The organism is Xenophilus sp. Marseille-Q4582 (genome assembly GCF_916700565.1).
In the GTDB taxonomy this organism is placed as follows: domain Bacteria; phylum Pseudomonadota; class Gammaproteobacteria; order Burkholderiales; family Burkholderiaceae_C; genus Xenophilus.
Map to the genome: position 1 here is coordinate 725,200 of NZ_CAKAKO010000003.1, position 18,213 is coordinate 743,412.

20 protein-coding genes and 1 pseudogene are annotated in these 18,213 nt (G+C 64.6%); 4 read left to right on the forward strand and 17 right to left on the reverse strand.

What is annotated here, in order from left to right:
* The first annotated feature begins 194 nt into the window (after positions 1-194).
* From LG388_RS13930 to LG388_RS13940, 3 genes and pseudogenes are all read left to right on the forward strand, one after another.
* A pseudogene (locus LG388_RS13930) lies at positions 195-1,439 on the forward strand (MFS transporter).
* A gap of 138 nt (positions 1,440-1,577) precedes the next feature.
* Positions 1,578-1,727 carry a hypothetical protein gene (locus LG388_RS13935; protein WP_225783320.1) on the forward strand — a complete coding sequence of 50 codons (150 nt, stop codon included), beginning with the start codon at positions 1,578-1,580 and terminating at the stop codon, positions 1,725-1,727.
* Between the two features lie 483 nt (positions 1,728-2,210).
* Complete coding sequence (locus tag LG388_RS13940) at positions 2,211-2,747, forward strand: HNH endonuclease signature motif containing protein (RefSeq protein ID WP_225783321.1); 537 nt, start codon at positions 2,211-2,213, stop codon at positions 2,745-2,747.
* On the opposite strand, the gene LG388_RS13945 is transcribed toward LG388_RS13940, so the two are convergent.
* The 8 genes from LG388_RS13945 to LG388_RS13980 all read right to left on the reverse strand — a co-directional run bounded on the left by LG388_RS13945 (position 2,740) and on the right by LG388_RS13980 (position 12,448).
* Positions 2,740-3,234 (reverse strand): DUF2514 family protein, encoded by a 495-nt coding sequence (locus tag LG388_RS13945; protein ID WP_225783322.1) that lies wholly within the window; start codon positions 3,232-3,234, stop codon positions 2,740-2,742. The genes LG388_RS13940 and LG388_RS13945 overlap by 8 nt on opposite strands.
* Positions 3,222-3,686, reverse strand: coding sequence for a lysozyme (locus LG388_RS13950; RefSeq protein WP_225783323.1), 465 nt, complete (start codon positions 3,684-3,686; stop codon positions 3,222-3,224). The genes LG388_RS13945 and LG388_RS13950 overlap by 13 nt, the downstream gene beginning before the upstream one ends.
* Positions 3,683-3,922: a hypothetical protein gene (locus LG388_RS13955; RefSeq protein ID WP_225783324.1), complete on the reverse strand. Its 240-nt coding sequence runs from the start codon at positions 3,920-3,922 to the stop codon at positions 3,683-3,685. The genes LG388_RS13950 and LG388_RS13955 overlap by 4 nt, the downstream gene beginning before the upstream one ends.
* Positions 3,919-4,533, reverse strand: coding sequence for an SGNH/GDSL hydrolase family protein (locus LG388_RS13960; RefSeq protein WP_225783325.1), 615 nt, complete (start codon positions 4,531-4,533; stop codon positions 3,919-3,921). Before LG388_RS13960 ends, LG388_RS13955 begins: the two co-directional genes overlap by 4 nt.
* A gap of 92 nt (positions 4,534-4,625) precedes the next feature.
* Positions 4,626-5,069 carry a hypothetical protein gene (locus tag LG388_RS13965; RefSeq protein WP_225783326.1) on the reverse strand — a complete coding sequence of 148 codons (444 nt, stop codon included), beginning with the start codon at positions 5,067-5,069 and terminating at the stop codon, positions 4,626-4,628.
* A 1-nt stretch (position 5,070) separates the two neighbouring features.
* A complete protein-coding gene (locus LG388_RS13970) occupies positions 5,071-6,075 on the reverse strand; it encodes a hypothetical protein (protein ID WP_225783327.1) in 1,005 nt (334 codons plus the stop codon).
* Complete coding sequence (locus LG388_RS13975; RefSeq protein WP_225783328.1) at positions 6,075-6,995, reverse strand: hypothetical protein; 921 nt, start codon at positions 6,993-6,995, stop codon at positions 6,075-6,077. The genes LG388_RS13970 and LG388_RS13975 overlap by 1 nt, the downstream gene beginning before the upstream one ends.
* Positions 6,992-12,448, reverse strand: a complete 5,457-nt coding sequence (locus LG388_RS13980; protein WP_225783329.1) for a tape measure protein — start codon at positions 12,446-12,448, stop codon at positions 6,992-6,994. Before LG388_RS13980 ends, LG388_RS13975 begins: the two co-directional genes overlap by 4 nt.
* 509 nt (positions 12,449-12,957) lie before the next feature.
* On the opposite strand from LG388_RS13980, the gene LG388_RS13985 reads away from it, so the two are divergent.
* Complete coding sequence (locus tag LG388_RS13985) at positions 12,958-13,212, forward strand: hypothetical protein (RefSeq protein WP_225783330.1); 255 nt, start codon at positions 12,958-12,960, stop codon at positions 13,210-13,212.
* Here LG388_RS13985 and LG388_RS13990 read toward each other — a convergent pair.
* From LG388_RS13990 to LG388_RS14030, 9 genes are all read right to left on the reverse strand, one after another.
* Positions 13,209-13,499 (reverse strand): DUF1799 domain-containing protein, encoded by a 291-nt coding sequence (locus LG388_RS13990; protein ID WP_225783600.1) that lies wholly within the window; start codon positions 13,497-13,499, stop codon positions 13,209-13,211. The genes LG388_RS13985 and LG388_RS13990 overlap by 4 nt on opposite strands.
* 77 nt (positions 13,500-13,576) lie before the next feature.
* Positions 13,577-13,894 (reverse strand): phage tail assembly chaperone, encoded by a 318-nt coding sequence (locus tag LG388_RS13995; RefSeq protein ID WP_225783331.1) that lies wholly within the window; start codon positions 13,892-13,894, stop codon positions 13,577-13,579.
* Positions 13,895-13,994: 100 nt separating this feature from the next.
* Positions 13,995-14,642: a phage tail protein gene (locus LG388_RS14000; protein ID WP_225783332.1), complete on the reverse strand. Its 648-nt coding sequence runs from the start codon at positions 14,640-14,642 to the stop codon at positions 13,995-13,997.
* 110 nt (positions 14,643-14,752) lie between these two features.
* On the reverse strand, positions 14,753-15,091 hold the full coding sequence (locus LG388_RS14005) for a DUF3168 domain-containing protein (RefSeq protein ID WP_225783333.1): 339 nt from the start codon (positions 15,089-15,091) through the stop codon (positions 14,753-14,755).
* The gene (locus LG388_RS14010; RefSeq protein ID WP_225783334.1) at positions 15,091-15,525 is read right to left on the reverse strand and encodes an HK97-gp10 family putative phage morphogenesis protein; all 435 of its coding nucleotides are present in this window, start codon (positions 15,523-15,525) and stop codon (positions 15,091-15,093) included. The genes LG388_RS14005 and LG388_RS14010 overlap by 1 nt, the downstream gene beginning before the upstream one ends.
* Positions 15,522-15,842 (reverse strand): phage head closure protein, encoded by a 321-nt coding sequence (locus LG388_RS14015; RefSeq protein ID WP_225783335.1) that lies wholly within the window; start codon positions 15,840-15,842, stop codon positions 15,522-15,524. The genes LG388_RS14010 and LG388_RS14015 overlap by 4 nt, the downstream gene beginning before the upstream one ends.
* A complete protein-coding gene (locus tag LG388_RS14020) occupies positions 15,842-16,411 on the reverse strand; it encodes a head-tail connector protein (protein WP_225783336.1) in 570 nt (189 codons plus the stop codon). The genes LG388_RS14015 and LG388_RS14020 overlap by 1 nt, the downstream gene beginning before the upstream one ends.
* A 38-nt stretch (positions 16,412-16,449) precedes the next feature.
* Complete coding sequence (locus tag LG388_RS14025; RefSeq protein WP_225783337.1) at positions 16,450-16,839, reverse strand: hypothetical protein; 390 nt, start codon at positions 16,837-16,839, stop codon at positions 16,450-16,452.
* Positions 16,840-16,889: 50 nt separating this feature from the next.
* Positions 16,890-18,206, reverse strand: a complete 1,317-nt coding sequence (locus tag LG388_RS14030) for a phage major capsid protein (RefSeq protein WP_225783338.1) — start codon at positions 18,204-18,206, stop codon at positions 16,890-16,892.
* Positions 18,207-18,213: the final 7 nt, after the last annotated feature.

The following is an 18,213-nucleotide window of genomic DNA, read 5'->3' on the forward strand; positions in this document are numbered from 1 at the left end:
GACATTCGTCTCCTCAATGTTTCCCGAGGGGGGTGAATGGTCGCCCTGCTAACGCGGCCCTTCCTATACCCTACGCCCTACGCGCAGACCCGGCGGCGCGGCCTCGCGGGCGGTCGCCAGGTCCTGTCGCGCACGGGCCAGGGCAGGCGGGTGGCCACGGGTAATCTGGAACGCCCCACGACCGCCCCATTCCCATGGCCTTGCTCCAGGTCCTGCGTCCCGTCCTGCCCATCCTGATCGGCACCTCCGTCCTGCTCACGGTGAGCATGGGACTGCGGCAGAGCCTGGGCATCTTCATGCAGCCGCTGACACGCGAGATCCAGATATCGGTGTCGGACTTCACCCTGGCGGTGGCGGTCCAGAACCTCGTCTGGGGCTTCCTGCAGCCGTTCGCTGGCGCCCTGACGGTGCGCTGGGGCTTTCGCCCGACCATGGTGATCGGTGCGCTGCTCTACATCGCGGGGCTCGCGATGATGGCCGGCGCGCAGGGCATGCTCGGCGTCATGGTCGGCGGCGGTGTGCTCATCGGCGCGGCACTCGCCTGCACGGCCACGGCGATCGCGATGTCGGTGGCCGCGCGGGCCAGTTCGGAAACCGTGCGCTCGACCGTGCTCGGCATCGTCTCCGCGGTAGGCTCGCTCGGTGCGCTGCTGTCCGCGCCGGTCGGCCAGTTGTTGAACGACCAGGCGGGCTGGCGGGCCGGCCTGTTCGGTTTCGTGCTGCTGGCGCTGCTGATGATCCCGGCGGCGTGGTACGCCGGACGGGTCGACCGGCTCCCGGTGCCGAGCACGGCCGCATCGAAGGGCGTCGACGACGCCACCGCCGCCATGGCGGCAAGGGCCGCGCTCGGCAATGCCTCCTTCGTGGTGATGAGTTGCGCCTTCATGGTCTGCGGCATGCAACTGGTCTTCCTGACCACGCACCTGCCGTCCTATCTGGCGATCTGCGGCCTCGATCCCATGCTGAGCGCACAGGCGCTCGGCGTGATCGGCGGGTTCAACGTGCTGGGCTCGCTGTTTTTCGGCTGAGCCGGCCAGCGCTGGAACAAGCTCGCGCTGCTGGGCACGATCTACATCCTGCGATCACTCACGCTGGCCTGGTATTTCGCGCTGCCGGCCACGCCGGCCTCCACGCTGGCCTTCGGCGCCCTCATGGGCTTTCTCTGGCTCGGCGTGAGCCCGCTGGCTGCAGGCGCCATCGCCGAGATGTTCGGGCTGCGCTGGCAGGCCATGATCCAGGGGCTCGCCTTCATGGTCCACCAGCTCGGCAGCTTCCTCGGGGCCTACGGGGGTGGCCTGCTGTACGACGCGCTGGGCTCCTATACGATGGCCTGGCGCCTCGCCGTCGCGCTGGGCCTGGCCGGCGGCATCGTCCAGATCGCATTCGCGTTCATCCGGCCCTCCAAGCGGCCCCCCACCCTGCTGTGCGTTGCCCAGTGATGGCAGCACCGGCCGGTCCTGCACCGCGGCCACGGCCGCTGCGGCCTGACGACGCTCACCGAGTCTTTGGCAGCGTCCACACCGTGCCGCACTCCACATGATCGTTGCGCGGCCAGCCGGAAGATCACATTCCACGACATGCGCACCAAGGCTGCGTCGGATGCCTCGTCGGACGTGGCCGCCACAGAGCTGCTGCACCACGCTGATCCGAAGGTCACGAAGCGGGTCTATTGCAGAAAAATCCCCATGTCGGCCCCGCTTCCATCGGCCATCGGCGGCCAGGGCTGAGGCAAATACTACCGGCCTGCTGCGGCTGGGTTTGTCACGGGCAGGGGGTCATTTGTCACGGGCCAACGAAAAACGGGCTACGCTTTTTGAGCGTAACCCGTTGATCTACCTACTTATTTTTGGTCGGTGTGAAAGGATTCGAACCTTCGACCCCTTGCACCCCATGAATGGAGAGAATTCCACGCAACATGGCGCCGCCATTCAATGTTCCGCCCTGCCGGCTGACAAACTTAGCGCCCAAAAACGCGTGTTCTGCATATGGCGCCCCCTCTGACGACCCCGCGTTTGTCAGTACGATTTCGTCATGTTCTGCACCCTCTACATCCTGCGCCCCGCCGCCCACCCGCACGGCGGCTACCTGCCGCTCATCGCGTCAGCGAGTCGTAGGCCTTGCGCTGTACAGAACACCAGTAGAAAATAGGCGAGCCCGCAAGGTGGTTGCACACCATGCGGGCTCTAACCAATCGACGAAAGTACCGTCTCATGGCTACCCATGATCTTACCGCCGCGCGTCTGCGCGAGCTTCTTCACTACGACGCGAGCACTGGAATATTCACATGGATGAAACGCCCGCTCTCCATGTTCCGCGACCTGCGCGCATGTGCGGCATGGAACGGCAGGTATGCTGGGCAGACTGCCGGAGGCATATCCAACGGATACGTGTCAATTGGAGTTTTTGACCGAGCGCATTGGGCACACCGGCTTGCATGGCTCTACGTCCATGACGAATGGCCGGAGCATGAGATTGACCACATCAATGGGATCCGCACCGACAACAGGATGCAAAACCTGAGAGATGTGCGTCGCGTTGTCAATCAGCAAAACGTCTACTCAGTCTCTCGGGGGCAGAAGATGCCAATGGGCGTCTTCTTCAACAAGAGGAAGCGCGAGCGCGCATACAGCGCAAACATTCGAATCCAAGGGAAGACCAAGCACCTTGGGTACTTTGAAACAGCAGAAATGGCCTCGCAGGCCTATATCGCGGCGAAGCGGCTGCGTCACGCAGGATGCACTATCTAGGCATCAACGAATCGAAGGCTGCTTCACACGCCAGTCCGGCTATTCGGGCTCGGTCAGCCGCCTCTGCATAGATTGCTGCTCGCTCGCCCACTGCGCCGAGCACGTCGATGAGCACGGCCAGGGGATCAGGCTCACCCGCGCTTGGGGCGGGAGCGGCGGGACGCGGGCAGGCTCGACGGGCGGCACTGGCGGCGGCGACACGCAGGCGGTCAGCAGCACCACGGGAATCAGCCAGATCGCGCTCCAGGGCGTTGATTTGCTCTTGGGCATGGGTTGCCACCTCCTGCACGGCTTGCGTGCGCTGCTGTTCGATCTCGCGCTGGCGGGCCTCTGCCTCCGCACGCGCTTTCTCAGCGGTCAGCCGGAACTCGGCCAGCGCCGTCCTCGCGTCATTGCCCCGCATGCGCTCCACGCCGCCCCACAGCAGCGCGGCGGCCAGGGCTGCGGCGAGCCAGAGGCGCAGGTCGAGCAAGCTCACGAGATGCACAGCGCATACTCCGCTTGCCGGCGCCGCACGAGGCCGGGCAACTCACGGCCTCCCGCGTAGGTCCAGCGCCGCAGCTCGCCGCACCAGTCCAGCACCTGCGCACCGGCATTTGCTTTCCGGACCAGCGTGCTGGCGCACATTTGTTTCCGACCGACGTTGAAGGCGAAGGACAGCATCGCGGCCTTCTGGCTGTCCGTCAGCGGCGCCTTGATGCAATCCAGATCATCCGCGTGCTTGAGCAAGTCGCGGTACAGCATGTCCTCGCACTGCTCGCGGGTGTAGGTCTGGCCCATGCGCAGTTCCGGCCCGGTGTGGCCGGTGCAGGCCGTGATGATCCCGATGGGGTCGCGGTAGGTGCGCAGGATGGTGCCCTCGAAGTGCGTCACTACAGGCACGGCCAGTGCCACGACGCCAGCGCCGACAGCCGCAATGAGGCGCTGCTTGGGGGTCATTCGTCAGCCTCCCGCGTGTCGAGCGGCGCAAAGTCTGTGCCGCGCTTGAACTTCGCGCCCCAGTCCGTTTCTTCGCGCCACCACTTGCGGATCAGGTAGGCGATCTGGACAACGATGTAGATGCCGGTGGCAACGGCCACCCACTCATTCAGCGTGAGGGATGCTGCGACGGCTCCGGCTACTGCGGGGGCGGCCTTGACGGACTCCACTGCAATGTCGTGTTTCTCTGGTGTCATTGGCCGTCCTCCGGCAGTTGCTTGATGATTTCGGCCAGCCGCTCGGCGATCTCCACTGCCACGCGCTCCTGTGCCGCCGGCCCGGGGTGGATCGGGTCGTGCATTTCATCGGCGGCAATGGGCACGCCCAGCACGTCGATGTAAGGCACGCCGCGCGATGCCGCGAGCGCTCGCATGCGCTGGTCGATGTCGAGGTAGACGGCCCTGATCTCGGGCGTGACGGTCTCGCTGAGCGGCACGTCGAACGCGCCGACGACTGCAACACGCTTGCCCGCCGCCAGGGCGATGCCGACGAGCACGTCAATGTCAGCCGCAGTCTCGGCCGGCGCCATGCCGGCCAGAGCCTCGGCGCCGCCGAAGCGCAGCACGATCCAGTCGGCGCCGTCGCGCTGGATGGCCTGCGCGAACGGCTCGCTGGCCCACGGCTCAATGCCGTCGATGACGTGGCGCGCGTGGCTGCCGCCGTAGCTGCGGTCAAGATGCACACTGCCGGGCATGTGGGCCTGCAGACGCGGCACGGTGCCGCCGCTGGTCAGGCTGTCGCCGTAGTGCGCGTAGACGATCTCGCGCGGAGCGGGCGCAGGCGGTGGCGCAGGCTCCGGTGTGGGCACGGGCACAAAACCCGGCGATCCACCGCCCCCACCGCATGCAGCAAGGGCGGCTGCGGCCAGGAGCCATAGGCGGCGAGTCAAGAGCAGCGCGATCACAGAACGATCTCCCCGGCCGCGATGAACAGCGCGTCGAGTTGCTCGGGCGTCAGGCCCAGCCCAACGGCGCACGCGGCCAGGAACGGACTGTCTCGTCGCCACTCTTGCGTGTCGTGCAGCGCGATCTCTGCGAGCGCCTGCTGTGTCGGGTCGGCGATGCTGGCGACGTACGCCAGCACGCCCGCCCACAGGCCCGCCTGCACGAGTGCGGCTTTGCCCTGCGCGCGCGTGACGCTTTCGGGCACCACGGGCTCAGGCTCGGGCACTAGGGGCCGGACGAATGCCGTCCCATCCCATGTGTCGCCGATGGCCCCACCCTCCCCGTCGATGGCTCGCCAGCCCTCGGGCCGGCCCAGCGCCTGCGGATCGACCTCCGAATGGAGCGCCAGGATCATGTCTTGCACGACGCCCGCGGCGTCAATGATTGCTGTGGTTGTCATGTCAGATGCTCACGAGGTAGTCAAGGACGATGAGGCCGGGCATGCCGGCGCCGCTGGCTACGGCTGCCGCAGTTCCGCCCGTGCCGCCCACGCCGTATCCGGAGGCAGCAGCGCCCACACTTTGGGCGTTCACGCCGTTGATCCCGAAAGGTGTGTTGCCCACAATGAACCCTTGGGCGGCGCTGGTGTTGAGCCGAAACGCGTCGCCGACATTGATCCCACCACCTGTTGCCGCACCCCCAGCAACCCCTGACGTGCCTGTCGCCTGAGCGCCCGATGCCGGCGCCGGAGCGCCTCCTGCCGTAGCTCCGAACATCGTTGTGTTCCCACCCGCAGTGCCCGCCGCCGCCGCGCCAGAGGGCACGGATGCACCACCCGCGCCGATTGCGTAGGTGTATGGCGAGCCAGGCGTGACAGAGGCCACCCCTTCACAGTAGCCTCCGGGCCCACCAATGTTTCCGAGCGACGTAGTTGCGCCGATTCCGCCACCCGCACCACCGCCAACCATCCGGTATTTCACGCGGCCTCCCACCAGATTGGCCGGAGCTGTCCACGTCGTGCCACTGGTCAGGTACTCGGTGACCATGCGCAAACCGGCAGCCTTCAGTTCCCAGCCGTCACCGGTTGCGTTGACGGCCAGGAATTTCCCGGGGTCGGTAGGGTTGGGAATGCCGCTCGCCTCTTCCGCAACCCCGGCCCAGTACTCCGCTTCGTTGCGGAACCCCTGCGCGGCGTTGCGGTACGCGAGCGCATCGGCCGCGCTTGTGGATGCCTCGCCCGCCTTCGTTGCCGCTGTCGCCGCATTCGTAGCCGCGTTGGCCAAGCCTGCATCCATGGCCGCATTGACAGCCACCACTGCCGCGTTGATGCCGGGGATCGTGTCGGCGTTCATCTGCTCGACAAACACCACGTCAGCCGCGACCTTGGCGTCGGCGCGTGCGTCGAAGTTGTCCGGGTCCGAGGTGTTCGGTGGCGTGCCGTAACTGGGCAAAAGATCGATGGGCATCAGAGTCCTTCGAGGTCGATGGAAAGGTTGGAGTGGCCGAAGAAGTCCAACGAGACTTCCCAGTTGTTGATCAGGCCCAGCACGAGCAAGGCGTCGAAGTAGCCACTGCTGGAGTCCTCGACGCCGACGAAGACGGCGGCCTTGCCGCGCTGCGCAGACAGGGCGTCACGCACGCGGGGCACTTGGTCCTTGAAGACGGTTGTGCGCTGGGAGGTCTTTGGCACAGCCTTGCGGCGCAGGATGAGTGCGCGGCCGAATGCGTCCCGCTCGGTGCGGGTGAAGTCACGGATGCCCGACGTGGCGCCTGTCTGCACCTTGCCCAGATCAACGGGCACGCCCATGACGATGGGGCCGCAGAGCACGTCACCGGTAGCCCGCGTGATGGTGATCGTGACTGTGGCGCCAGAAATCGGAGGCAGGCCCTGGTACAACACCGACGGCTTCCGGCCGAACTTGCCGAAGTAGTAGTCCGACCACGTCAGCGTCGTGCGACGGCGCAGGGTCTCGGTGAAGCTCCACGCGACCTCATCATTCGCATCACGCATCTCGATAGAGATCGAGTCGGCCTCCAGGCCCACGATGGCCAGAGCCGTGATGCGCTCGCCAGGCTCGATCACTACCGTGAGCGGCGAGGCGCCCGAAGTCTGGTAGTTCGCATCCGGGACGAGCATGCGCCAACGGTTGGTAGACCCGAGGTCCAGCCACGGCGGCGGGTCGTCGGTCACGCTGACCAGATTCGACTCTGGCGCCTTGTTGGTGTTGGGTGCAAGGCACTCGTAGACGCGGTGCAGGCTCTCACGCATGACCCGCTGACCTACGGTGTATGCCGTGGCGCTGTTCCACTCTGCGTAGTCCGTCTCGGGGACCGTGGACGACACCAGCTTGTCGTCCGTGATGGTGAGCGGCGGGATCATCTTCATGCTGGCACCACACCTTTCCGAATGTCGGTTGGGGCCATCGTCTGCAGCGCCCCGCCAACGTCGCAGCGATCCAGCGTGTCGGCCGTGCTCTGCGATGCAACACGGATACCGTTGGCCTGCTGCTCCAGGTCGTGCAGCTTCGAGGCGATCTCGCGCAGCAGCCCTTGCACGGCTGGGTCGCTGCTCGACGTGCCGCCCAGCGCGCCGGCCCGGTACAGGTTGGCCTGCTGGGCGTTCAGCACCGTCTCGCCCTTGTGCAGTTCGGCGCGGTAGCCGTCATACGGCACGTAGGCAAGGCCAGCAGCATGCGAGCCGTCCACCCCGCTTTGCGCGGCGAGCATGGCCGTCTGTGCGGCGATGGCGGCAGAGATCGAGCGCCCCATGACGGTAACGGCATCCGCCACGGACTTGACCCGGTTGTCCACGCCCTTGACGGCATCCAACTGCTCGCGCCAGTACTCCAGCGTCAGGTCCAGCGCCTCAATGTCAGCCTCGTATTGCAGCTTGAGTTGCTTCAACTGCTCCTCGCCGGCAAGCGTGATAGCTTCAAGAGTCAGCTCGGCAACAGACACCTGGGCCTCTGCGCGCTCGCGCAACTCGCTCATCACGAGCCCCGCTGCAGCTTGCTCGCGCGAGTACTCCTCAAACGTCGAGTACAGGTCAGCAGAGGGGCTGGAGAACACGTCCAGCGCGCCTTGCAGGCCCTGATAGTTCGTGAGCGAGCCGCCCGTGTTGGCATACGCCAGAGCGCCCTGCAGCACGCTCTGCGCGGCGCGGCGGCGCTCCAGCGACAGCGCCTCGCTCTCGATCTGTGTGCTCTTGATGGCCGAGTCGATGGCGCTGAAGATCTCGGAGATCGCGGAGACACGCTCCTGAGCCGCCTTCGTGGCCGCCGAGGTCTGCGCCTGGATTGCCGACACTTGCTCGTTGTAGAGCGCCGTGATGCGCGCCTTCTCGGCGTTGATCGAGCGCTCCAGTGCGGAGTACGCAGCATCCGCCGCAGTGACAGCTTCGCGGAAAGCGGCCTCCAGGTCCTTGGTGACATCAATCACCTCCTCCTCAACCGGAAGCAGCTGCTTGAACGCGCTCCACACACCCGCCAATGCTGCAGCCTGGTTACGCCCTTCGTCGGTGCCCAACTCGAACAGGTGTTTGAACGCTGCCGCGAACTGGTCCTTGCTTGCGCCGAGGATGTCGTCCACGCTCAGATTCAAGCCCGACTCGGCAAGCTGATCCCGGATGCGCTCGGCACGATACTGACGCAGGGCGCCGTCATCCAGGAACTCAGCGGAGATACCGTCGAACGCGGACAGCACGTTCTTCCAACTTTCCTTGGTCGCCTGAGCGATGGCCTCCAGGCGTTCGCGCTCAGCTTGTTCGGCTTGCCGCGCGGCTTCCGCCAGGTCGTCAGTGCGCCCGGTCACGTCGGCGAACGCATCGGCAAGAGACATCAGGCCGCCGAACAGGTTGGCGCCTGCGGCTGTGCTGGTGTCCAGCCCTTCGACCAGCGCCCGGAACTGCTCGTTCGTCTTGGGCATCGCCACGCCCAGGCGGTCAAAGTCCTCGGCCATGCGAGCCCATGCCGCATCGACCTGCTCCTGCTCGGTAAAGAAGTTCGTCAAGTAGGCGTCCAGGCCCGATTGCAGAGCCTCCAAGCCTCCTGCCCCACGGATCATGTCGCGCGACAGGTCCAGCGCCTGAGCGCCGACGCTCTTCATTGCATCGCGCACGTCCAGCAAGCCAGCGTACAGCTCCTGAAGTTCGCTTGCATCGCCGACGAAGGTGTCGATGATGGACGCCAAGCCCGTCTCCGGCGTGGCGCCGCTGACCACCGTGCCGGCCGAGCCGTAGCGGTACATCGCCAGTTCGCGCTCTGCACCCATGATCGTCTGGCGCATGATCTCGACCGCGATGTCGCCGTTCTTGCGGGCGATCTCGCTGTAGTCGATAGCCGTCAGGCCGAACTGTTCCAGGGCGTACTCGGCGGTTTCGATGCCGGTCGTGACGCGAATCAGCGTCTCGAACATGCCCTCGCCCACCTGTTGGAACGGACGCAGGGCCGGCAGCGCAGCGGCGGCCATCTGGTCGCCCACTGCCGAGAAGATCGCTTCCAGCTCCTTCTGGATTTCCTCGCCGGTCATGTCCTTCAGGGACACGAGGCCGCCACCCGTCATCCCGAACATGCCGTTCTGCATGTAGGTGGAGGTGTCGCCCAGCGTCGGGATCAGCGACAGCATGCGCTCCTGCAGCGCGGCGTCGTTCAGGCCCAGGGCATCGGCGGCCGTGTAGACCGTCTCGGCGACGTTGGCCAACACGCGGCCCACGCCCGTCGTGAACTCCTCGTCAAGAGCCTTCCACATCGGCTGGGCGCCGTTCTGGAAGATCAGGTTGAACCCGACGCCCTGCACGCCCTTCTCGATGATGTCCGCCACGGATTGCCCGGGGAAGAAGCCGATGCCACTGTCCAGGAAGTCATCGCCGAAGCCACCGCCTGCCATCCCCCGGATGAACAGGTCCGTGCTCGCAGTGCCGGCCAGCCCCTGGATGCCCTCGCGCACCTTCGTCAGCTCGCTCAGCATCTTCTGCGTGTAGCCCAGCTCGATCTTGCTGTTGTCGGCCAGGATGTCGATGGCGTTGCCGATGCTCTCGGACTGCTGGCCTTCCATTCCGAGGACCGTGCCGGTGCCGCCTGCTTTGATGCCCGTGTAGCCGCCGCCAGAGCCACCGCCTCCACCACCGCCGCCCAGGGAAACGCCGAGAGAGGCAACAAAGGCCGCCATCGCAGCCATGCGCGCGAAGGCGCTGTACGGCTCGCCTTGGCCCTGTCCGAGCACAGCACTGATCGCCTTGGGCACCAGCTCGGCCGTGGTCATTGCCAGCTGTGCCGCGTGGAACACTGCCGAGACGGTCTGCAGGGTCTTGTAGCCGCTCGACTGCTTGTCAAAGTACTGCGACGCGGCGCTTGTCAGGTCGCCGAAGATGCCGAGGGTGTCCCGCAAAGCCTGCTGGTTGTTGCGCTCCGTCTCAGCCTGGATCCTGCTCGTTGCGTCCTGGAACTCCCAGGCCTTCATCTTCCCGCTGGCGAGCGCCGTCGCGGCGTTCTGCTCTTGCTTGGCGATCTGTTGCGAGCGCTTGCCATACCGGTCAATCGCCGTCATGGCCTTGTTGATCGCCCCCGACATACCGCCCAGCGCATCGCTTGCCCCGGCAAACGCATCACGCAAGGCCTCGCCGAAGTCCTGTGCGCGCTCCGGATCAAGGAACTCCTGCAGACTCTTTGCTGCGTTCTCGGCGTTCTTGTCGATCTTCAGGCTGACCGAGCCCTGCGTCAGTTGCGTGCTGGCCCATGCCTTGTCGGCGGCGCTCATGCCCTCATTGGCATTGATGGCGGCCAGCTTCTTCTTGAGGTCAAGCTCGATGGTGTACTTGTCGATCAGCCGCTGCCGCTCGTCTGCCGACTTGCCAATCGACTCGATCTCGGCGCGGAGCATCACCTCGGCGTCTTCGAGCCCTTTGAGGTAGTCGGTGACAGTCGAGATACCTGCCTTGCGCTGATCGTCCAGGCGCTTTTCTTCGGCTCGCACCTCCGCAGCAATGTCCTGCTGCTCCTTGTAGAGCGTCACCGCCGCGCGGGCCGAACGCATCTGCCGCTCTTGGGCATCCAGCGTTTCCAGGAGCGCCAGCGCCGACGCCCGATGCGTCGCAGTGAGGGTCTTTGAACCAGCGTCCAGTTCCGCAAGGAGCTTGATCCGCAGCTTGTCCGATTCGGTCAGGCGCCCGCCAAACTCCAGTTCCTCGCGGTTCGTCTCGATCTTCGTCTTGATGGAGGCGATCAGGGATTCATAGGCCGACTGTTCTTTCTTGGCCGCTGCCGCGCCGCCCTTGTCCTTGTACTTGTCGGCGATGTTGGCCAGCTCAGTCTCATAAGCCGCCTTGACCTTCAGCTGCCTGTTGGTGTCTCCAACGGCGTCCTTGTAGGCCTTCTCATAAGCGATCTTGGCCTTGGCGGACTCGGCCGCCTGCTGCTCTGCCTTGGTCTGTCGGGCCGAGTTGCCGAGGTAGGAGTCCACGTTGGCGAAGCGGGCAGCCTGTTGAACGGTGGTCTCGGGGTTGACGAAGCCGCGCCCACCACCGGCACCTCCCAGACTCGCAAGCTCTCCGCGCGCCGAACGCAGCTGGGCAATCAGAGCATTGACCTCGCCCATACGGACGGTCACGTTGATGCCTGCCTGCGCCTGCTTCTGTAGCTTCGCAAGCTCTTGTTCTGCGGCGGCCAGCTTTCCCGCCGTGGATTGGACCTCGTAGTTGAATCCGTTCAATGGGTTCAGCCAACTCAGGACCGCACCGGCACCCGATGCCATCTGGCCCGCGAACCCCGAGCCGCTGGCTCGCGCCTTCTCGATTGACTCCGAGACAGAGTTCATCCCGTCTTCGAGGATCAGCAACTGGCCACGCATCCCCTCCGACGCTCCGGCATCACCGACATTCCTCTTCAAGCGCTCCCAGGCCGTATCAACCTTGTTGGTTGCTGCGTCGAGCCTGTTGGCGGCGTTCTCTGCGGCAGCACCAATGTGCTCGTCTAGCGCCTTGGCGAACTTCGGCAAGAAGTCGTCGGCAACGACTTGACCCTGCTCTAGCATCTTCCCAAGTTCGGCAGTGGTGACGCCCATCGCCTTAGCGGCAATCTGGAACGATCCAGGCAGACGCTCACCAAGTTGCCCACGAAGCTCTTCTGCCTGCACCGTGCCCTTGCTGATCATTTGCTGCAGGGCCAGAAGTGCGCCCGCCGACTGCTCGCTGGTCAGCCCCATGACTGATGACGCCTTCGAGATTGCCTCAAAGATGTCTCGCGTCTTCTGCCCCTCAATCGCGGTCCCACGCGCCGCCGCCGCGAAGCTGGCGTAGGCTTGGGATGTGCCCTCCATGCGAAGCCCGAGGCGGCCCGTCAGTTCAGTCAGGTAGACCAGGTCCCTAGCAGAGTTGCCTGTTGCGAACTGCAAGGTCGTGCGTAAGCGCTCTCCTGCCGCACTTGCTTGATAAAGCGCTCTGGCCGCAGATGCTGCGCCCTGCACTACCTCGCTGCCCAGGTACACCCCGACGCCGGTCTTGGTCAGGGCGGCAAGGGAGAATGTCGCTTCGCCCGACCGCTTCTTCACGCTGTCCAACTGGTCCAGCAGCGGCTTCAAGGCGGCGGGGTCTACCCCACGAAACTTGGCCATCTGTTCCCAGTAGACGCGGCTATCGCGCGAGCCCGCCTGCAGTTGTGCCAGATAGCGCTCTAAGTGCTGCTGCAGATTGCGCGCACTGCGCTCGGCCTTTTTGCTCGCCGCATCCGCGCCATCCCCGACGCTCGCCAGGTCGCGGGCAGCCTTGCCCGAAGTCGCGGCAATCTCAGCGCCAGCACGTCGGGTAGTGCCGCTAAGGTTCTCGATGCTTTTCTTCGTGCGGTTCAAGCCCGACTCGACACCAGTGGTGTCAGCCGTGACTGTGATCTGCGTTTGTAGGTCTGACATCGAGGCCCCAATAAAAAAGCCCCGGCAATGCCGAGGCTCAGAAAGAGAAAACCCGCCGAAGCGGGTGTTAGCTCATTGCGGGGTCAGTGCTGTGCCGCAGTGCTTGCACTTTCGCGCATCCCGCCTGACCAGTTCGCGGCAGTCCGGACACCGGACATGCGATTCCGTCGTAATAACTTGGCCCGCTTCGTCCCTAGGCGCCGCCGCTGCTCCGGTCTTGCCCAGTGCCAGGACCAAAATGAGGCAGATCAGCGGCGAGAGCACCAGAGAAAGCAAGAACCAACCGAAGCCAGACCGGCCTCGATTGGATGCAATGACGGCGACGACGATAGCGCCGACTAACCAGAATAGAACAAACTCCATCACCACCTCCAGAAGGAAGCGGTGATGCTACAGCCACTCAGACGCGGATTTAGACTACTGGCGATCGCGGAATAGGACTTAGCTCAATGGACACCGAGAAGCGCCTCAACGAATTGGCCGGCCAGATCGCAGCCATGAATGCCGTTCTTGGCGCCCTGCTGAGCGTCATCACGCCGCTGCAGGCCGCCAAGATGGCTGTCATGGTCGAGATGGAGCGGCAGGAGCTAAACAACACCGACATCGACAACGACATCCCGGACCAGACGGCAGATGCGCGCAATCTGATCATCAAGGCCTATCTCGACCTTCTCTCTGCAAGATCACGGAGCCAGCCGGACTAGCGGCCTCGCGCCGCTTCGCGCTCCCTCTCTTCGCGCTGCTCGGCCATCGCCTCCAGCGCGCCGCGCTCGATCAGCCGAACCTGATCAAACAAGTCCTTGCGTCGCACCGGCTCGGGTTCCTCGCACCCCAGGCACGCCAGCACGGCCGTGTAGTCCAGGCCTGTGTAGCCAGACATTCCGACTCGCCACTGCGTCGAACAGAAATTGCAGAAGAAGAGCCATGCGTCCGCATGCTCTGGCCAGACTTCGAACGTGTCCTCCTCCTGCTCGAAGTCCTCCGGCCGCATCCCAATTGCCGCCAGCGCCGCCCTGTTGGCCGCGTCCTCATGGTCCAACCCGGAGTAGAGGGCGCGACCAAGGCCAATCAGTTTCCCCGGCGCGCCGCCGTCAGCTCTTCGAAGTAGCGGTCGATGATGGCCCGAGCCGCGCCCAGGTAGTTCTGGCACAGCTTCTCGACGTTCTCACGCTCGAAGGCATCTTCCAGCTCCCAGCCGGACAGGATGTCCATCAGGATCGTTGTGTCGTCGCGCTCTTCCGCGCGGATCGACTCGCCCCACTCTTTGAACTCGTCGCGGGTGCGGGCCTTGAACTTGAACTTCACCGGCACCGGCTTGCCGCCAGGGACAGGGATTTCGACGGCGACTTCGAACGTGGGCTTCTGGGTCAGGGAGAGTTTTGCCATGTTGATTCCTTGAGGCGAGGGAAAAGGCCCGCCGATCTGCCCTCGCCAGAAGGCAGTGATCGACGGGCAGAAAAAAGCCCGCTCTGTGGCGGGCTATGGGTCAGGCGTTGTAGCGAACCGGGCGGGACATCAACGAGAACGTCGCCACAACGGTCATGATCGAGCCCTTGTTCATGGTCGGGGTCTCGTTGAACGACACGTAGCCGTTGTAGAGGATGAACGAGCCATCCGGCAGTTGCGCGCGCAGGGCACGCACTTCGCGGGTCTCAGCCGCGCGCTTGAGGGCTTGGTAGCCGGGCAGCGCGGGATCGTCCGCGATGGTCAGCTGCAGCGACTGGGCCGATGCCTGGGTGGGCAGTTGGCTTTCAAAGTCGTTCTCCAGGAAGGAGTACGACGTGAACTGCATTTCGCCGCCCGACGTGCTGGACTCGGTGATCTGCTGGATCTGCTGCCAGGTGGTCACCTGACGCAGCGAGCCGGCGCCGCCGCCAGTGGGGTAGCGGGTCACGTCGCTGGTGTTGGTGTTCAGCAGGGACAGCGTGTCCGTGGTCAGTTGGTCCACCTTGAACACGCGCTCATTGAGCGGGTTCCAGCCAGACTTCACTTCAACGATGTCGCCATCGTCCAGGCCGTGGGCGACGGCAGTCACCACAGTGGGCTCCGCGTTGGTCATCGCCGAGATCGGCTTCGACGCGGAGTAGGCGGTTGCGAGGGAGAACAGGATGCCGTTGGGCAGTTTGACACTCATGGTCGGGCCTTTCAAAGAAAAACCCGCCAGCGACTGCTAAGCGGGTCGAACACGCCCTTGCGGGCACAAAAAAACCGCCAGGCGGCGGTTGTTGAGAAAGTGGCGGAGCGTCAGCTCCAGATGTTCCAGTCCTGCCGCAGTCCGTAGAGGCCAGTTGCGGGCTCGTGCGTCATGACGTGCGCGTCAGCCGGCGTGCATGTGATGTCGGTGCGCGCACGCAGGGTCAGTTCCAAGGTTTCGCGTAGCGGCGCCAGCGCGGCCGGGCTCGGCCCCCAGATGGCAATCTGCACGCGCCCGTGCTTCTTGGCACGGGTGTTGTCCATGAACGATTGATCCGATCCGCCGACCTGCTGCCACACCGCGTAGGGCGTTGCGGTGCCTTCCGGCGCGACGATGGGGTAGCTGCGGCCGACGATGCCAGCAATGATGGTTTGCAGAGTCGCCTCCATCACAGGGCCTTCCTCAACTCGGCGAGTAGGCGCTTCTCGGCTGCGGCCATTGCGGCGCGCTCGCCGCTGGTGTACGCAGGCCGCATGAACGGCTGTGCAGCGGCGCGGCTGGTGCCGTACTCGACCATGAACCCATAGGGCACCTTTTGATGGTTCCACGCAATGTGGTACTCGGCCACGCCGTCGCGGCTGTTGTCCTTCGAAAAGGCTTGGTAGATCGCATCCCGCAACGACCCCGGCGCATACGGCCCATAGACCGCGTTCTCGCCGTGGAACATGTGCGGCGCCTTCGAAACTGGCACGTAGCGGCGCATGAGGTCGTAGTAGATCTGCGCGGCTTCCTGGGCCGCTGGCCGCGCCGCATTTTCTGCAGCTTTCGCCAGCTTGTTCACCTCAGCGATCAGCCGGGCAGTGTCGTCCTCGAACTTGATCATTCGGTGACCTCACACACCAAGTCCACATGCTCGCGCGACTGCTCGTCGGGTAGAACTGCCTTGACCTGGTACATCGTGTCCTGGTGCAGCACGCGCATGCCGGCGTCCAGGCCTGCGCGACGGCGAATGCGGATCGAGGCCTGCACCGTCGATGCCACAGCACCCGCCCGGATCGCCTCCGACCCGTTCATGTGCCGGATGCTCGCCCAGACCTGCGCCACGTCTTCCCAGGACTCGGGCAAAGGCGTGCCCCACTCGTCCACGCCACCAGCGTGGCGCTGGATCGTGATGCGGGAGGTCAGGGAGCCGGCGCGCATCAATACACCCTGTAGGGATCAAGCAGTCGGTCCACAAACTGGCCCTGAATGCTCGCGATGGAAACGCCAGCCTGGATGCTTTCCCGATGGGCGTACATCGTGCCCACAGTCAACAACAGCCAGGACTTGATCGCGGCTGGAACGGCGGCCTGCTGAGCTGCCTCATTCCCGGTGGCGAAACCCGCCTGATAGGTGACCACCACAGCGCCAGGGCCCGGCCTCACTTCAGGCCATACATCCACGGGTGTCAGCGTGTCACCAGAAAGGACATAGGCACTCGGGTCCAGCGTCTGCGTAGCTCCATCAACGTCCACGTAGACCACCGACGTCACCGACAGGACGGCGGGCCAAAGCAGGCGAATTGCCGGCTCGAAATACTCGGCGCTGCGCTTCCACGCCTGCGCCATGATGGACCGGCCCAGCATCTGCTGGCACATCTGGGTCGCGGCGGGGATGTACACACCCGTGAACAGGGCGTCATCCTCCGAGCCATCGACGCGGCAGTGCAGCTTCGCCTCTGCCAGCGACAGCGGCAGGTACTGCGGAGGGGTTGCGGGTGTGGTGCTCATGATCTGCAAAGCGCCCTCTTGCAAAGGCGCTTCACGCATCAGACTGCGCCAGCCAGGGCCAGATGACCCTTGACCACCACCGCCCCTGCGGCAATCGACGTGCCGCTGGTTTTGGTCAGCACCACGCGGACGTAGCGCTTGCCGCCGCGATAACCCACGGCATACGACTTGTCGGCCTCCAGGGCAGCGGGAAACGCGCCCAGCAGGTCGTCTGCGGTCGCATCCGATCCGCCGCTCAGGTCGGCTGCATCGCCGTGCATCAGCTTGGCGACGAACAGGCCGTCGCCTGCGATGGCGCCCGTGTTGATGACCACCGTCGCGGAGCCTGCGCCCTGCAGGTCAACAACCGTCGCATCGGCCTTCGTGGCTGTGTGAACAGCCGGGGACACGGCCAGAACAGCCGAGATGTTGTTCTTCAGATCGCTCATGACGATTTCCTTTCAGAATGAATTGGCCCGCCGAAGCGGGCCGTTGAACATCAGGTGCCGAAGCGCAGGAACTTCACGGCCTCGGTGTTGATCGCGCCCCCGCCAGTCCGCTTCGTGCTGTAGAAGCGGATATACGGCTTGGCGGTGTACGGGTCGCGCAGGGTGCGCACGCCGATGCGGTCCACGATGGTGTAGGCCTCCTTGAAGTCACCGAAAGCCAGCGACAGCGAGTTGGAGCCCAGGGACGGCATGAACTGGTCGATGCGCACCGGGTAGCCCAGCAGGCGGTCAGGCTGGCCAGCTTGCAGGCCCGGCTCCCACAGGTAGGTGTCGTCCGTGGTGCCGCGCTTCATCTTGCGAATCAGCGTGCGCACCTCGCGGCGCATCACGAATACCGCGCCTTGCAGGTACTGGTCCTTGAACGCACCGATCAGATCCTGAATGGGATCAGCCTTGGTCGTGTGGAACGCACCGCTCGCACCGGTATTGATGTGCTCGAACGTGCCCCAGGCGCGCGTGCCGTCGCCGGTCGCTGCCGTGGTGTACGACGCCAGGCCGCGAGGCTGACCCACGCCATTGCCGGTCCAGAATGCAGCGCCCTCGATGCGGGCGAACTTGTCCGCCACCTTGTCGGCGAGCCAGGCCTCCACGTCGGTGGCCGCGTCGTCGATCAGCTTCTGAGTGACCTTCGGCTGGGCGTACATCTCGTGCGCCTCGATGCGGTACTTCCCGACTTGCGGAGTGTCCGTGTCGTTGCGCGTGCCCATTTCCGACACCCAGCCTGCATCGGCCTCGTCGTTGTCCACGATGCCTTCCAGCGCGTCGGTGCTGATGGTCAGCACGTTGGCAAGCTGGCGCATGGTGGATTGCTCGTACACCTTCTTGACCATGCGGCCCACGGTAGGCGTGGGCAGCAGGTAGCCGCCATCCGGGTCCGAGCCGGCAGACATGGCCTTGCGCTCGTCAGCCGACAGGCGCTCGATGTCGCCATGGCGGATCAGGCTGAAGAAGGCGCTCTTGTACTGGGCGTATGCGTCAGGCGACACATCGGCAGGAACCGGGCGGCCCTTGCTCTGGAAGTCGGCGCGCAGCATGGCGTTCCAGGACTTGCACTCCTCCTCCAGCTTGGCCTTCTCTTCGCCGGAGTTCCCCGGGCGCTGGGAAGCGGTGACGAACTTGTCGAACTCTGCCTTCAGCTCGGCGAGTTGGTCCATGTCCGTGTTGATCTTGGCGAGCTTGGTTTCGAGGTCAGCAACCGCCTTCCCGTCCGCCTTCGCCTTGACCAGCTCGTCGTTGGTCTTCTTGAACTCTTCCCATGCCTGACCTTGCTTTTCGATCAGGCTCTTGATTTCGATGATGTCAATCATCATTGGT

Coding starts and splice junctions, on each gene's coding strand:
- LG388_RS14030 (WP_225783338.1), bottom strand. CDS start 18,206: ATGATTGACATCATCGAAATCAAGAGCCTGATCGAAAAGCAAGGTCAG.
- LG388_RS13950 (WP_225783323.1), bottom strand. CDS start 3,686: ATGACCCCCAAGCAGCGCCTCATTGCGGCTGTCGGCGCTGGCGTCGTG.
- LG388_RS14005 (WP_225783333.1), bottom strand. CDS start 15,091: ATGGAGGCGACTCTGCAAACCATCATTGCTGGCATCGTCGGCCGCAGC.
- LG388_RS13995 (WP_225783331.1), bottom strand. CDS start 13,894: ATGGCAAAACTCTCCCTGACCCAGAAGCCCACGTTCGAAGTCGCCGTC.
- LG388_RS14025 (WP_225783337.1), bottom strand. CDS start 16,839: ATGAGCGATCTGAAGAACAACATCTCGGCTGTTCTGGCCGTGTCCCCG.
- LG388_RS14020 (WP_225783336.1), bottom strand. CDS start 16,411: ATGAGCACCACACCCGCAACCCCTCCGCAGTACCTGCCGCTGTCGCTG.
- LG388_RS14010 (WP_225783334.1), bottom strand. CDS start 15,525: ATGATCAAGTTCGAGGACGACACTGCCCGGCTGATCGCTGAGGTGAAC.
- LG388_RS14015 (WP_225783335.1), bottom strand. CDS start 15,842: ATGCGCGCCGGCTCCCTGACCTCCCGCATCACGATCCAGCGCCACGCT.
- LG388_RS14000 (WP_225783332.1), bottom strand. CDS start 14,642: ATGAGTGTCAAACTGCCCAACGGCATCCTGTTCTCCCTCGCAACCGCC.
- LG388_RS13940 (WP_225783321.1), top strand. CDS start 2,211: ATGGCTACCCATGATCTTACCGCCGCGCGTCTGCGCGAGCTTCTTCAC.
- LG388_RS13965 (WP_225783326.1), bottom strand. CDS start 5,069: ATGACAACCACAGCAATCATTGACGCCGCGGGCGTCGTGCAAGACATG.
- LG388_RS13955 (WP_225783324.1), bottom strand. CDS start 3,922: ATGACACCAGAGAAACACGACATTGCAGTGGAGTCCGTCAAGGCCGCC.
- LG388_RS13990 (WP_225783600.1), bottom strand. CDS start 13,499: ATGCGGCCGGAGGACTTCGAGCAGGAGGAGGACACGTTCGAAGTCTGG.
- LG388_RS13970 (WP_225783327.1), bottom strand. CDS start 6,075: ATGCCCATCGATCTTTTGCCCAGTTACGGCACGCCACCGAACACCTCG.
- LG388_RS13985 (WP_225783330.1), top strand. CDS start 12,958: ATGGACACCGAGAAGCGCCTCAACGAATTGGCCGGCCAGATCGCAGCC.
- LG388_RS13935 (WP_225783320.1), top strand. CDS start 1,578: ATGCGCACCAAGGCTGCGTCGGATGCCTCGTCGGACGTGGCCGCCACA.
- LG388_RS13975 (WP_225783328.1), bottom strand. CDS start 6,995: ATGAAGATGATCCCGCCGCTCACCATCACGGACGACAAGCTGGTGTCG.